This window comes from Brucella sp. HL-2, from assembly GCF_025846885.2.
Taxonomy (GTDB): Bacteria; Pseudomonadota; Alphaproteobacteria; order Rhizobiales; family Rhizobiaceae; genus Brucella; species Brucella quorumnocens.
In genome coordinates, this window is the sequence record NZ_JAOYTK010000004.1 from 190,972 (window position 1) to 204,753 (window position 13,782).

The window sequence follows — 13,782 nt, forward strand, 5'->3', positions numbered from 1 at the left end:
GATGTCCATTGCATCGCGATCAGATTCTCACATAGCCATAAATGGACGGAAAGAATCCTCCCGTCCAATGGAAGGTGGGGCAACATTCACATTAAAGCATCGTCTTCAGCGTCTCTTCTGGCAGCTGACATGGTTTTCTTTGGCAGCGTGGACACCATCTTTCATGTGGCGCTGGCGGGCGATGATATTACGAGCATTTGGGGCTCAAATCCACAAAACCGCCATCGTACGCGGTAGCGCACAGATATGGTGGCCACGAAATCTCGTCATGGATGCACATTCGTCACTTGGACCCGGCGTACTTTGCTATAATGTCGCGCAAGTCACACTGGCCCCTTTTGCCATCGTCTCTCAACGCGCCCATCTGTGTACCGCAGGCCATAATATCGACCAACACGATTTCCCGCTCACTGCAGCCCCTATTGTAATCGGGCCTTGTGCGTGGATAGCTGCAGAAGCTTTTGTCGGACCAGGGGTAAATGTCGGGGAAGGTGCCGTATTAGGGGCAAGAGCAGTCAGTTTCCGAGATATGGAAACATGGATGGTTTATGCTGGCAATCCAGCAGCCCCTATACGTCCAAGACGAAAATTGTCTTGAACTCTAAAATTACTCTTACATTGCAGTAACCGTACTCAGTCTATCCTGACCAGAAACGACCCCAGTCTTGGGAAGTTGCCATGTCTGATAGGCATCGATGGTCTGAAGCGCAATTCGTGGCCAAGTGTAGTTCTCACACACCAAGCGGCTTCCGGCGATACCCATTTGAACGGCGCGCTTTGGGTCTTCCAGAATACGAATGAGTCCAGCAGCGACGGCCTCTGAAGACAAGGTACACACGACGCCGGCCTCCGCTTCAGCGACTTCAGGAAAATGGCAGGCGTCCGTGATGACAACCGGAACACCACACGCAAGCGCCTCGGTAATGGCAACACTAAAGCCCTCCTGACGGCTAGGCAAACAAAAGCAGGCAGCGTTCTTCAACGCTGCAATCTTGGTATTGCCATATAGTCCGCCCGTCATGTGGACACGATCTTTCAGTCCGGCCTCACGAATGATCTTCAAAAATTCTGTTTCTGCGCCTCCGTCGGGCCCTGCAACCAGGAGGTCCGTTTCCGGAAAGAGTGGCGCAATCTGCCGAAAGGCATCAGCCAGAATGTCGAGGCCCTTTTTATAGTGTAGACGAGACAGGAAAAGCACATACGGACGATCGGGCAAGCCGGTTTTGATCCCCTCACCTCCCTCAACTTCACTGAGAAATATTCCGTTTGGAATAATAATGGATGGAGGTTTCAAACCTAACGGTCGCATCAGTTCAACCTCATCTTGATTAAGCGCCTGGATGAACGCAGCCCCATCAAGCATTTTCCGAAAGCCAAGCCTTAATGCGAGTTTCTTTTTCCATCCCTTTTGTTGCATGCTCCAGACGTCGAGCATGCCACAACAGCATATGCAATAAGCAACATGATAGCGGCGACAGAGCATTGCCGCTCTGAGCAAGTTGGTTTCCCACACACCATGCATGTGGACAAAATCTGCCGCGCGTATAAGGGGCGACATAGCTTTGGTAGCGCGGCTACCTAGGAATTTCTCGCTTATAGTGGGCATGGCGAGCAATAAAGTCTGAACCTTACTGAAATCGGGTATCGCAGCCGTGGCTTTAACAGCGCGATAATTGATCTCATCATCACTATAGCTGACGATAGTGACATCATGCCCGAGCGACGCTTGCGCTGCAGCAAGGCGAACGACAACCGCCTGTGGACCACCTTTAGCCGGATCGAAAGACCCGATGACGTGGACGATCTTCATGCAGCTTCACCCATTGAGAGTTGCGATAAGGCTTGGACCAATCGTTCGCCGTAGCGCACAACGGTAAAATCGCTTGCTCTTTCGCGAGCATTCTCGCTCATTCTGAACAGCATTGCGGGACTACTTGAAAACTGACGAAGGATTTCGACGGTTTCATCAACGTCACGGATCGGGATAATGTATCCATCTATTCCATGGCGAACTATGCTCCCGGCATTTTCAGTACAGATGACTGGAAGACCCGCAGCAAGTGCCTCGTAACATGCAGTTGCCGATCCTTCGCACAATGAAGGGAGATAAAACACATCTGCCCATTCAAACTGTGAACGCATTTCGCTGCGCGGTATCGGTCCGGTCAACTCGACAATCGTTTTAAGCTGTTCATGCACTTTTGGCTGGATATCGATGGGACCCACCATACGAAACTGAACCTGCCCTTTTAACTTTCGCGCCACCTCACCCACATAAGGCGAGCCTTTTCTGAGTCCCACGGCACCAACTGTTAAAACCCGCAATGTTCCCGCTTTGCGCGAACCTGGGCTGATAGAAAAACGATCATCGACACCATAGGGCACAACGATCACCTTTTTGGCCGCACAGCCCGCTTCAATCACGTGTTTTGCCACAAAGTTCGATGGGCATATCACGGCATCTGCGATCTGCCATTCTGCCTGTTCCCTTGCCGCAAACGCTGCGGAATTCACATCGTCAGTAGTGGATAGTTGCCAGCCTGGATTTAGAATTTCCTCCTCGCAGGCCAATTGATCGACAACGTTACGCGGCGCGATCATTTGTTCGACTGCAGTCCAAAGACCCTGTTTTCTTGCAGCGCTCAGCAGTTCGAGTGCTTCTCCGCTAAATGCATAAACCCCGCTTGCGCCATGAAACCCCTGTGCAGCGACCAGCTTACCAAAGGTCTCGCCTGCCCATATCGCGTTAGCAGTTGATTGTGGCCCCGTCTGATTAGCCAGTCTTCGCATTGCAGAATGAAGGCCGAAGGTTGGAAATGTCGTCATTCTTTCCTGAGGAATGCCCTGAGGTGCGCGTCCCACCAGTCGCCGTACAGCAGTCGGCAACATTGTGGAAGGCAACCGACTGAGCAGCCTGGGCCATCCCTGCAACGCGCAGATATCGGTGTAAAAGTGTGCCAGCCTCTGATGGTTTGCAAATATACGAGGCACCGCATAATGCATTCGCGCGCCCAATTGGCTTACGACAAACGAGCCTTCCATCACATTTTCTCCGCGTGAAATTGCCGATCCATAACCGGCATTGCTGAGAACTGACCTTTCCTCACTATTCGGCCAATTGCTGACTGCCAGACGGCCGCACCAAATTCGCGTGAATAGGCGGTTTCCATGAGATAACGCGCGTTGTTACCCATCGTGTTGCGATTAAGCTGCGAGTTTCGCAACAACAGGATCGAACTTATCAACATCTCGACCTCGCCCGGACATACAGACAAGCCACAGTGAAAATCACGCACAACACTTGCTATCTCACCATCAGGATCACCAATGAAAATTGTTGGGCGAGCAGCTGCAAGAACACCATAGAATTTGCTTGGCACAATGCAGTGTTCAAGCTCAGGCTTCAGTGACACCAGATGAACATCGGCGGCACCCAGGCTATCCGAAAGCTGCTCCACGGGCTGGAAAGGCTTCATGACAACATTCGATAGCCTGCGTCGCTTTACTTCCTGTTCGACATAGACACGTTGTTGCCCCTCTCCAATCATCAAGAACACGATATCCGAATTCGACTGTAGCTGCTCTGCAGCATCGAGCACGGTGCTGAACTCATGCGCTCGGCCAAAATTACCGGAATAGCCAATGACGAATTTTTCGCCTAGGCCCCATAAGTCGCGCAGCGCATTCTCTTCACGGTTAACGGGCAAAATCTCGTTTTTATCTGCCCAGTGATGAACCACTGCTAAATTTTCTGAAGGTATGCCTTTTTCGGACAAATAGCGTGCCATTTTGTCTATGGGGCAAATCGTAAGTGCCGATTGACGCATCGACCAGTTGCGTAAAGCGACAGCGAGCCTCCCTGATACATTTTTGTGTTTCATCAGGCCAAGCTCGATAGCTGTTTCAGGGAACAGATCCATGACCCAGTTTACAAGGTGTGCTCGACGGAACCGAACAGGCAGCGCAGTTGAAACCGAAAGAAGTGGTGGGTCCGTGCAGACCACACAAATATCATCCCTTCTAGTGTTTACAGCAAACCATGCAGCAGCCGAGAGGTGAAACGTTGCGTAGTCAATTGCTCGACCTGCAAGCCTCTTGCGACCAAAACCGGACGTCCATATCCTATGTACATCGACACCCTCGATCGTTTCGCGAGCGGGCAAAGTGGGGTTGCCATTTTCATGATAGTTGCGGCTGGCAACTACAGTGGTTTCAACGCCTTCACGCACCAGTTCATGAGCTAGGCTCGTCACCATCCGGCTCGTGGCGGATTGATCGGGATAAAAATACCTGTTTGCTAGAACAACACGCATGATTTGGAGTTCCCTTAGCTCGATCGGGTTTTGATCAGGATGGCAACACCCTATCCAATGTCGCAAGGAGCCCAATGGCATAGGGAACACAGACAGCGGGCGAGAGACATACCTCTTTGGTCGAATGAGGGGATGTTCAATGCGAATTGATGTTCATCCAAAGAGGGATACTTGGCGTCTGTATTACCGTTTTGAAGTCGTTTAGTTGGGTATCTAAATCGCTATCATGGCTGTATTCAATTCTGGCCGGAGGGAAGACCTTGCAGGAAAAGACAGCTCTCATCATTGGCGTAACTGGACAAGATGGCGCCTATTTAAGTGAGCTACTGCTCAAGAAAGGATATCGAGTCCACGGCCTTAAGCGACGATCTTCTTCATTCAATACCGCTCGCATCGACCATCTTTATCAGGACCCACATGAAGAGGATATCCGATTTCGCCTGCATTTTGGCGATCTAACAGACGCGACCAATCTCTGCCGGGTCATTCAGGAAGTTCGCCCCGACGAGATTTATAATCTCGGTGCACAAAGCCACGTTCAGGTCAGTTTCGAAACACCTGAATATACTGCTAATACAGATGCGCTCGGCACATTGAGGTTGCTTGAATCCATACGGATTCTTGGACTTGGCAAATCATGTCGCTTTTATCAGGCTTCGACATCAGAACTGTTTGGAAACAGCTCCCCCCACGCGCAGAGTGAGCAAACGCCATTCGCCCCACAAAGCCCATATGCAACGGCAAAACTTTTCGCCTACTGGACAACCGTCAACTATCGTCAGGCATATGGATTTCATGCCTCCAATGGCATTTTATTCAATCATGAAAGTCCTCTGCGTGGCGAAACCTTCGTGACACGTAAGATCACGCGCGCGGTCGCAGCAATCGAAAGAGGACTTCAGGAAAAGCTGCGTCTGGGTAATCTTAATGCTCGCCGTGACTGGGGCCACGCGCGTGACTATGTTGAGGGGATGTGGCGAATTCTGCAAGAAGATGTGGCGGACGACTACGTGCTTGCCACAGGGGAAACCCATACCGTGCGCGAATTTGTTGAGCTGGCGTTTAACGCTGTTGACAAACAGATCGAGTGGGACGGTGACGGTATCAAAGAAATCGGTGTTGATCGAAGATCAGGTAAATGTCTCATCGAGATTGACCCGCGCTATTTCCGTCCCAATGAAGTTGATTTCCTGTTGGGCGACGCATCCAAAGCAAAGAACAGACTTGGATGGGAACATACGACGGGGTTTGGAAGTCTTGTTAGCGAAATGGTCGACTGGGATATGCGCAACATTATGCGAGAGGCTGGACGCAATGATTTCTACGGCTAATGATAAGCTTCGTCCTGTCTATTCGCTTTCAGGAAAAAAGGTGTTCGTTGCTGGTCATACCGGCATGGTGGGATCAGCTATCCTGCGAAGGCTTCAAACTGTGGATTGTGACGTCATTAGTATCGCCCATAGCGATCTTGATCTCACGCGACAAAGTCAGACAGAGCAATATATCGCTCATCATAAGCCCGATGTCGTTATCGTAGCTGCCGCCCGCGTTGGTGGAATTCTGGCCAACTCACAATACCCGGCAGACTTTCTGTACGACAACTTGGCCATTGGCATGAATGTTATTCGTGCGGCACATCTATCAAATGTAGAACGTCTGCTTTGGCTTGGGTCGAGCTGTATATATCCCCGCGATGCTCCTCAGCCCTTGCATGAGCCAGCATTACTGACTGGCTCTTTAGAGCCAACCAATGAAGCCTATGCAATCGCGAAAATCGCGGCGCTGAAGTACGCTCAGGCATGTTCTCGCCAATTCGGCAACCAATTTATGACGGCAATGCCTACAAACCTCTATGGACCCAACGACAACTTTGATCCTCATACATCACATGTATTACCGGCATTAATGCGTCGTATCCATGAAGCAAAAATCAATTGCAGTGATCATATAACGCTGTGGGGAAGCGGTACGCCATTACGTGAGTTCTTGCACGTGGATGATCTTGCTGATGCCTGTGTGCATCTGTTGCGTTTCAGCGATAGCATCGAGCCTATAAATATCGGTACTGGAGAAGAAATTTCGATCAAGGAACTTGCTCTGACGATCGCGAACGTAGTCGGATTTGAAGGCAAGCTGGAACATGATCTGACTAAACCAGACGGAACTCCGCGCAAGCTCCTCGACACTTCGCTCATGCATGCACTTGGATGGAAACCGCGTATCCGTTTGAATGATGGCATCAAAGAAGTTTATCGGAACTGGGTTCAAAACATCACCGCACCAGTTGCGGCTTGAGCCACAAATTTCACTGTCATTAAAACAACAATGGGCGCCTCCTTTTTCGTGGGAGGCGCCTTCCTTGTTGGAATCCGTGATAGTTTAAACTTATGAAGGTGAACCAGTTAATTTGCTCATGTCCAATTCGATACGCAAAATATCACCAGGCTTGATCTCGGTGCGTTCGTTGCCGACGATGTCCGCAAATGCGCCGTTTACATTCCGACTGATTGTAAAGACCAGTTTCTGACGCATGTCTGAAGATGAAATGTTGCCTGAAGATTTGGCGATTTCGGCCATCGTCTGAAGTTGCGCATTGCTGCGCAATTCCATACGGGCAATATTGAGATCCAGCTCCTGTAGACTACCAGCAGCTTCGCTTTTCCGGACTTCCTCAAGATTAGCAATACGCTGTTGTACTGCGAGTTGATTTTGTCTTGCCCGGGCCAAAAACGACCCTAACTCCAGTGCATCGCGCCGCGTTGCTGAAAGATCGCGTTCCATATCGCGAAGATTGGATTTTGCGGCAAGACCGCGATCGACGAGAGATTTACTTGAATCGACATTTTCCTGCAGAAGCTGAATTTCAGCATCGTGAAGTTTGATGCTCTGCTGGAGTGTCTCGATCTCATCTCCATAACTTGCCGACTGCGCTTCCAATGCCTGACGTTCGGCTGCGAGATTATTGCGACGGACATCAAACAGCGTCTTTTCACCATCAAGCATATGCTGGCTGAGTGCAGCAGCCTGCTTATTTGCTGGGGTAGAATCGGGTAATTCATACTTGAACTCAGTTCCATTGAGTTCAGCTTGAAGACGAACCCTACGAATATTCGTCGTTGTGATCTGCATTTGCAAATCAGCATATTCTTGTTGCGCGGAAATGAGTTGCATGCCGGCCGTGACTGCTGGGGCTTCACCTTTTCCGGCACCTCCTCCCAAAGCCATAAGCTCAAGCGCAACCATTCCCGGACGAAATTCATATTTACCGGGTGCTTTGACGTCTCCAACGATAAACACCGGCGCATATTGATTGATCGCTGCGGTTACAGTGAGTCCCGGAATATGTTCGGACAACGAACTGGCAATCTTTTCGCTGATTTGTGGGGTTGTCAGGCCGCTTACATTGATGTTGCCCACAACCGGATAGCCAATATTGCCATCCACATCGACCGGATAAAGGCCGGTTAGAGATGGTTGGCCGTAAACTGTGACCTGCAAAACATCATTGGGACTAACGAGATATGCCTGGCCTTGTGCCAAGGCCTCATTACTCGCCCCAATAGCGATAAATCCCGACAACATCGCTGCTTTGAAGTGGGCGCTCAACCGGAATTGATTAAGTCTATAAACCATTTTATTGCCTCACGCCTGATCTTGCATTTTGTCAGCCCCGGACTGATTGCGCCGCGCTATTGCTGCTTGCAGAAATCTGCCAGCTTTTCTGGCGCCAGGACGACAATACGCAAAAGCAATATTGATCCAGTTGCGATAGCTAGTTGAGACCTGATTGACGACTGCAAGCGCTGGCTTACGTCCTAAAGACGCCATTGTTTGTATGAGCGCCAGGTTCGCATGCTGATCCTTTCGATCCGGCTGGACCACTAGAATTGCAGTGTCAGTAGCTCGAGATAGAAGGAGCGAGCGCTTATCCTCCATCACTGCCGGTAGGTCCACCAGTATAATTTTATGGTCCAAGCGGAGTTGGGCTATGAGGTCTGCTAGCCATTCACCCTCTTGCAATTGCTTTCCAGGGGTTATGATGTCAATTCCTGAACTGTGGTCATGTATGAGAGTTGCCCCCGGAAGAACCCGGCCAAATGACGTCACACCATATTCATTTTCAGGAAGTCCGAAAGCTTCCGATAGCCTCGAATGCCGGTTGGTTGCATCAATGACAGCCACGGCCATACCTGATGCCGCAAACTGTTGGGCTAGCGCTGTAATAAGAAGGGTTTTCCCCTCATTGTCTGTCAGAGACACGACTGAAAGAGCGAGTGAATCTCTCCCACGTGTCAGCAAACGCAGACGATCATGAACTGATTTGATCGCTCGTCCGAAAGCGGTCGCTGGATCGAGCCCACGATTGACGAGCATCGGCACAGTCAGTTGCCGCGTCAATGGAAGCAGGGTCGCTGCGGGAATTCCGGGCAGTATAAAAGACGCCGTCTGAGCGGGACGAATTTTATCGAAAGTTTCTCTCAAAACGGTGCCTAGAAGCGCGGCCAGTCCACCCAGTCCCAAACCAAGTAACAACCAGTTTGCGAGATTAGGCCCCGCCTTGGCCATTGCTGGTTCTGCAGCAGAGATCATCTGCGCTTCAGGGACTGCAATGCCATCTTGCTCAATGAGCTGTTTGTAGCGCGTTAGGTAACTCTCATAAACAGTCCTGCTGGCATTGGCCTCCCGGTCGAGTTGCACTGCTTTGACCTGAGCCTGATTAGCATCGCCAAGTTCGAGCTCTGCGGTTTTGAGTGCTTCTTCGAGCCCTAGCCGTCGTTGTCGAGCGATTTGAATCTCGTTACCTAGACTTTTTGTGATTTCATCAACCTGGGCTGTAATCTGCTGCTTGAGCGCTTCCCGTTCAGCGGTTAGAACCGGGATTTCAGAGCTTTTCAAAGCTCCATTGGACCTCAGCTCATCGAGTTGGCGCTCGACACGCGCTTGCTCATTGCGAAGTGTCTGGATTGCCGGTGAGGATAACACTTCGGTCATAGCGGGCGCTTCATTGTTTGTTTTCAGAGACTCAGCTGTGCTAAGCCTTGCTTCTGCAAGTGATACCGCGCCTGTTGCCGCAACGATTTCAGTGTTTAGTGCAGCAACACGTTGAGCCTGAAAACTGATCTGTCCTGGATCTCCAGCGAGCCGCGATTTTTGTCTGAAGTCTTCAGCAGCGCGCTCGGCGTCTTCAAGATTGCTGCGCAACGTCACGAGCTTCTCCCCAAGCCATTCACTCACACGTCGCGCAGCCGATTGTTGCACATCGATCTGATGATCAAGGTAAGCCGTTACGAATGCATTGGCGACCTTTGCTGCATAAATGGGGTCTGGTGCACGATATGAAATGAATATTGTATAGGATCGACCATCGTTGTTTACGCGTAGGCGTGAAAGCAAAAGATCAATCCTCTGGCGTTCGCGCGCTACAGGGTCTACATCGCGTGCTTCACGCTCCCGCGTTACACTATCCGATGCAGAAGAAAGCACCGTGCGTGAGCGGAACTCAGTGGGCACGACGATATTTTCAGCTTGTAGAATGTCTATAACTTTACGTGCCATCATACGTGAACTGATGATATCGAGTTCAGAACGCAGAACAGGACTATCCTGAGGTAGTGGGGTGATAGCACTCTCGTTTGGAAGTGCTTGTACACGTCGCATATCAAGCACAAGAACGGATTCTGAAACGTAACTTACCGGCGCTGTGAGATAACCTACAAACCCGATGAAGGCCCCCGCCACCACCGGAACGATAAGTAGCGTCTTTCTGCGTTTTATAGTTTCTAGCACGTCAGCCAGAGGCTGCCGCGCGTTTCCTGATGAAACGTCGGAGATAATCACAAAAAGTCTCCTTTGAGAGAAAAGGCTCTGCGTTGTGACGAAGCTGTTTTACCGAACCCGTAAGGGCTTTAATGGATGTCGGAAAAGGATGTTTCCGACGGAAACAGTTCGTTGATAATGCAGGCAACTTCTGTGCGATTGGACGCCTTCAGTTTCTTCATGATATTACGAATATGAACTTTAACGGTACTTTCCCGAAGCTTGAGTTCATAGGCGATAATCTTGTTTGCCTTGCCACGACGCAACGCATTAACAACCTCAGCCTGACGCTGGGTAAACATGCCGCCTAACGGCTGAATCCGGTGCGAGTTGGGATCAGTCGCGTGACGAAGTGCAAGAACACTGCTTGCAGGAACAAAGGTTCCTCCAGCCATGGCCAGCCGCAAAGCCTCCACACATACATTCACATTGACGGATGTTGGAATATAACCCCTTACACCATAATCGAGCGCCTTGAGGACCTGGGAGATTTCCTCTTTGTCCGCCAGAATAATGACTGGTGCGGGTGCGCAGTCACTGACTATACGGTTCAGATAATTGCCTACTGCAGGATCCGAAACTTTTTGACCGCCTATATTAAAAAGTACGGCACTTACAGTCCGTCCCCGGCGTTGATGCTGCCATTGCTCGAAGGAGCTGAATGTCGCAATCGACATCTCTATACTGTGGTTGGTTAGCCCATGTGCCAGACATTCACGATCCAACGCACGGTTGTCGATGATAACAAGCAATGGTAACAAACTGTCGAATGAATCTTCCGATTTATTTGCTGAATCTTTCGCCACAATGTGACTATTATTTCTTATTTCACTGCTTACGCTATTGAAATGCGGAGAAACGTTCATTTTTTCGCCCTCAAAGCCGAATTAAGCGCACAGTTCAATCGTTCTCATGTCACGATGACTGAAAAGCAACGGCCGCCTGTTTTTGATTTCAGTGAGATATATTTATAACCCCGTAATCAATTCTTATTTTTGCTTTTATTGATTAGAAGACTGCCTGAATTTTATCACAATGTCATTAACCTAGATTAAGCACTTGCGGGAAATATGGTTTAGTAAAAGCTCAGACATCTACGCAATTAGTGGTAGAGATTACTACCTTGCCAAAACAAATGCGCTCCCTGACACTTAGTGGAACGTCTACTCCCTAGAAAAATGGACGGCGTGAGAATCAGGCAAACCATCACTTATATGGATATGTGCCAATGGCGGTCAGTACTGACGACGCAAAAACATTTCGCCATTTCCTCGAAAGCCCCCCAATCGGTGCGGTCTTTGAAGAGAGCGATTTCGGCATCATCAATTCACTTCCAGTGTCTGTCAAAACTTACGCGCCTCATACTGTTGTCAGCAGTCAAGGTGATTGGGCTAATTCTCTTCATATCATTAAAGGGGGGTGGGGCTGCATCTACCGCGATCTCGCTGACCGCGACCGGCAGATTCTCGACTTTCCGATGAAGGGTGACTTTCTCGGTTTCAGAACCGGAATCGGATTTAATTATTATACTCTGATCTCGGTCACTGAACTTTCGGTTTTCGAGCTTTCTCTGGACCATCTCACAGAATGTCTGTCAAAATCCCCCCGCCTCGCCATGACCTTCATGGAATTAATGGCGAGACAGCGCGCAATCCTTGTGGAACATATTATCAGCATCGGACGGCGCAGCGCCCTCGTACGCGTGGCCCATCTATTGTTGGAGCTTGGTCATCGCGCACGATTGAACGGAACAGGAAATGAGGACCTTTTCTTCTGCCCCCTTACTCAATCAGAACTTGGCGATGCACTCGGACTTACGCCGATACATATCAATCGGATGTTACGCGAATTGCGAAGCGACGATTTACTGACATTTCGAAACAACACGGTTGAATTTCTCAACCGTGCCGCTCTGGTTCATATCTCCAGTTTCGATGAAGACTATCTCTCAATGGAGATTTTTCCCCGTTTCCGCACGAACCGATAGCTTAGACGAGCGGAATGTAAGGCACGTTTTTCTTGGCGATTTCGTCAAAAGACTCTTCGTAGCCCGCATCGGCATAACGAATAACACCAAGCGCCGTATCGTTGGTCAGCGATTGTTCAAGGCGCTCAGCACCTTCCGGCGTACCATCAGCCACCACGGTCACGCCCGCACTGGTCATGTAACCGGCATAGCCACCACCACCCGAATGCACGACCACAAGATCAGCCATCGATGCGCAGAGCATCATCGCGTCGATCAGCGGCCAGTCAGCAATGGCGTCAGAACCATCCTTCATGCCTTCGGTCATGATATTTGGATGCGCCATAGCGCCAGCATCAAGGTGATCGCGTGAGAACGCAACAGGGCCTTTGAGTTCACCTGATGCAACCATCTCGTTGACGCGGAGTGCCAGCGCCGTGCGTTCGCCATGACCAAGCCATGCAATGCGTGCGGGCAGACCTTCAAATGGCACATATTCACGCGCAAGCTTGATCCAGTTGGTGACGATGTGATTGTCTGCAAACATTTCCAGTAACACATCATCAATCTTGGCAATATCGCTCTCTACACCGGAGGTCGCCATCCAGCGGAACGGGCCGATGGCTCGCGCGAACAGAGGGCGTAAGTAAGCTTCTGTGAAAATCGGAATATCGAATGCGTTTTCAACACCGCCTTCCCGCGCCTGCGTGCGGATCAGGTTGCCGTTGTCAAACACTTCCGAGCCCTTTTTCTGGAAGTCCAACATCGCCGTCACGTGCTCAACGATTGAGGCACGGCTTGCCGTCATCAGCTGGCCATGGCCGTCTTCGCGCAAGCCTTTTACTTGATCAAGGCTCATGCCCTTTGGCACATAGCCATAGACCAGATCATGCGCCGAGGTCTGATCGGTAACGATATCCGGCACGATGCCGCGACGGGCGATTTCCGGATAGATTTCCGCCGCATTGCCAACAAGACCAACCGACAGAGCGCGTTTTTCCTTAACCGCCTGATCGATCATGGCAAGCGCCGTATCAAGATCAGGCGCGATTTCCTGCAAGTAACCAATTTCCTTGCGCATTCTGGCGCGTTCAGGATCGATATCCACACAGAGGATTGCAGCCCCTGCCATACGACCAGCCAGCGGCTGCGCGCCGCCCATGCCGCCAAGGCCGGCGGTAAGTATAAAGCGTCCGGCCAGATCACCGTCGAAACGTTTCTGCGCGATCCGCATGAAGATTTCATAGGTGCCCTGAATAACGCCCTGACTGCCAATATATTGCCATGCGCCTGCGGTCAGACCACCCCAGCAGATCAGACCCTTGCGCTGTAGCTCGTAGAAATATTCGGCCTTTGCCCAATGCCCGACAATATTGCAATTCGCCATGATGACGAGTGGTGCCTTGGCATGGGTTTTCATCAGGCCAACCGGCTTGCCCGACTGGATGAGCAATGTTTGGTTCTCATCCATTTCCAGAAGCGTCTTGACGATGGCGCGATGCGCAGGCCAGCTACGCGCAGCCTTGCCGAGTGCGGCATAGACGATCAGGTTTTCAGGATCCTCACCAACAGAAAGCACATTTTCGAGGAGGCGCAGCAGCGCTTCCTGACGCCAACCCTTGGCACGAAGTTCTGGGCCACCCGGAATTGGGAAGTTTGGGTGACGTGGATTTGCCTTTGGCATGA

General features: G+C 50.6%; 11 protein-coding genes. 4 read left to right on the top strand and 7 right to left on the bottom strand.

Annotated elements, in window-relative coordinates; genetic code table 11:
- The first annotated feature begins 1 nt into the window (after window position 1).
- Window positions 2-598 (top strand): LbetaH domain-containing protein, encoded by a 597-nt coding sequence (locus OIV19_RS08795; RefSeq protein ID WP_264231378.1) that lies wholly within the window; start codon window positions 2-4, stop codon window positions 596-598.
- Between the two features lie 15 nt (window positions 599-613).
- Here OIV19_RS08795 and OIV19_RS08800 read toward each other — a convergent pair whose 3' ends face one another.
- From OIV19_RS08800 to OIV19_RS08810, 3 genes are read right to left on the bottom strand one after another with little or no spacing between them, the layout of a single operon-like run.
- Window positions 614-1,810: a glycosyltransferase gene (locus tag OIV19_RS08800; protein ID WP_264231309.1), complete on the bottom strand. Its 1,197-nt coding sequence runs from the start codon at window positions 1,808-1,810 to the stop codon at window positions 614-616.
- Window positions 1,807-3,042: a glycosyltransferase family 4 protein gene (locus tag OIV19_RS08805; RefSeq protein ID WP_264231310.1), complete on the bottom strand. Its 1,236-nt coding sequence runs from the start codon at window positions 3,040-3,042 to the stop codon at window positions 1,807-1,809. Before OIV19_RS08805 ends, OIV19_RS08800 begins: the two co-directional genes overlap by 4 nt.
- Window positions 3,042-4,313: a glycosyltransferase family 4 protein gene (locus tag OIV19_RS08810; RefSeq protein WP_264231311.1), complete on the bottom strand. Its 1,272-nt coding sequence runs from the start codon at window positions 4,311-4,313 to the stop codon at window positions 3,042-3,044. Before OIV19_RS08810 ends, OIV19_RS08805 begins: the two co-directional genes overlap by 1 nt.
- Window positions 4,314-4,573: 260 nt before the next feature.
- Between OIV19_RS08810 and gmd the strand changes: the two genes are divergently transcribed.
- The gene (gene gmd / locus OIV19_RS08815; RefSeq protein ID WP_095448063.1) at window positions 4,574-5,644 is read left to right on the top strand and encodes a GDP-mannose 4,6-dehydratase; all 1,071 of its coding nucleotides are present in this window, start codon (window positions 4,574-4,576) and stop codon (window positions 5,642-5,644) included.
- The gene (locus tag OIV19_RS08820) at window positions 5,628-6,608 is read left to right on the top strand and encodes a GDP-L-fucose synthase family protein (RefSeq protein ID WP_264231312.1); all 981 of its coding nucleotides are present in this window, start codon (window positions 5,628-5,630) and stop codon (window positions 6,606-6,608) included. Before gmd ends, OIV19_RS08820 begins: the two co-directional genes overlap by 17 nt.
- Window positions 6,609-6,698: 90 nt before the next feature.
- Here OIV19_RS08820 and OIV19_RS08825 read toward each other — a convergent pair whose 3' ends face one another.
- The 3 genes from OIV19_RS08825 to OIV19_RS08835 form a co-directional block, all read right to left on the bottom strand.
- Window positions 6,699-7,946, bottom strand: coding sequence for a polysaccharide biosynthesis/export family protein (locus tag OIV19_RS08825; protein WP_264231313.1), 1,248 nt, complete (start codon window positions 7,944-7,946; stop codon window positions 6,699-6,701).
- 9 nt (window positions 7,947-7,955) lie between these two features.
- On the bottom strand, window positions 7,956-10,151 hold the full coding sequence (locus OIV19_RS08830; RefSeq protein ID WP_264231314.1) for an exopolysaccharide transport family protein: 2,196 nt from the start codon (window positions 10,149-10,151) through the stop codon (window positions 7,956-7,958).
- A gap of 68 nt (window positions 10,152-10,219) precedes the next feature.
- On the bottom strand, window positions 10,220-10,996 hold the full coding sequence (locus OIV19_RS08835; protein WP_264231315.1) for a response regulator transcription factor: 777 nt from the start codon (window positions 10,994-10,996) through the stop codon (window positions 10,220-10,222).
- Window positions 10,997-11,358: 362 nt separating this feature from the next.
- On the opposite strand from OIV19_RS08835, the gene OIV19_RS08840 reads away from it, so the two are divergent.
- Entirely contained in the window at window positions 11,359-12,117 is a 759-nt protein-coding gene (locus OIV19_RS08840; protein ID WP_264231379.1) for a Crp/Fnr family transcriptional regulator, read from the top strand.
- 1 nt (window position 12,118) lies between these two features.
- Here OIV19_RS08840 and ertB read toward each other — a convergent pair whose 3' ends face one another.
- Complete coding sequence (ertB, locus tag OIV19_RS08845) at window positions 12,119-13,780, bottom strand: thiourocanate hydratase (RefSeq protein ID WP_264231316.1); 1,662 nt, start codon at window positions 13,778-13,780, stop codon at window positions 12,119-12,121.
- Between the last annotated feature and the right edge of the window lie 2 nt (window positions 13,781-13,782).

Coding starts and splice junctions, on each gene's coding strand:
- OIV19_RS08795 (WP_264231378.1), top strand. CDS start 2: ATGTCCATTGCATCGCGATCAGATTCTCACATAGCCATAAATGGACGG.
- OIV19_RS08800 (WP_264231309.1), bottom strand. CDS start 1,810: ATGAAGATCGTCCACGTCATCGGGTCTTTCGATCCGGCTAAAGGTGGT.
- OIV19_RS08805 (WP_264231310.1), bottom strand. CDS start 3,042: ATGGAAGGCTCGTTTGTCGTAAGCCAATTGGGCGCGCGAATGCATTAT.
- OIV19_RS08810 (WP_264231311.1), bottom strand. CDS start 4,313: ATGCGTGTTGTTCTAGCAAACAGGTATTTTTATCCCGATCAATCCGCC.
- OIV19_RS08820 (WP_264231312.1), top strand. CDS start 5,628: ATGATTTCTACGGCTAATGATAAGCTTCGTCCTGTCTATTCGCTTTCA.
- OIV19_RS08825 (WP_264231313.1), bottom strand. CDS start 7,946: ATGGTTTATAGACTTAATCAATTCCGGTTGAGCGCCCACTTCAAAGCA.
- OIV19_RS08835 (WP_264231315.1), bottom strand. CDS start 10,996: ATGAACGTTTCTCCGCATTTCAATAGCGTAAGCAGTGAAATAAGAAAT.
- OIV19_RS08840 (WP_264231379.1), top strand. CDS start 11,359: ATGGCGGTCAGTACTGACGACGCAAAAACATTTCGCCATTTCCTCGAA.
- ertB (WP_264231316.1), bottom strand. CDS start 13,780: ATGCCAAAGGCAAATCCACGTCACCCAAACTTCCCAATTCCGGGTGGC.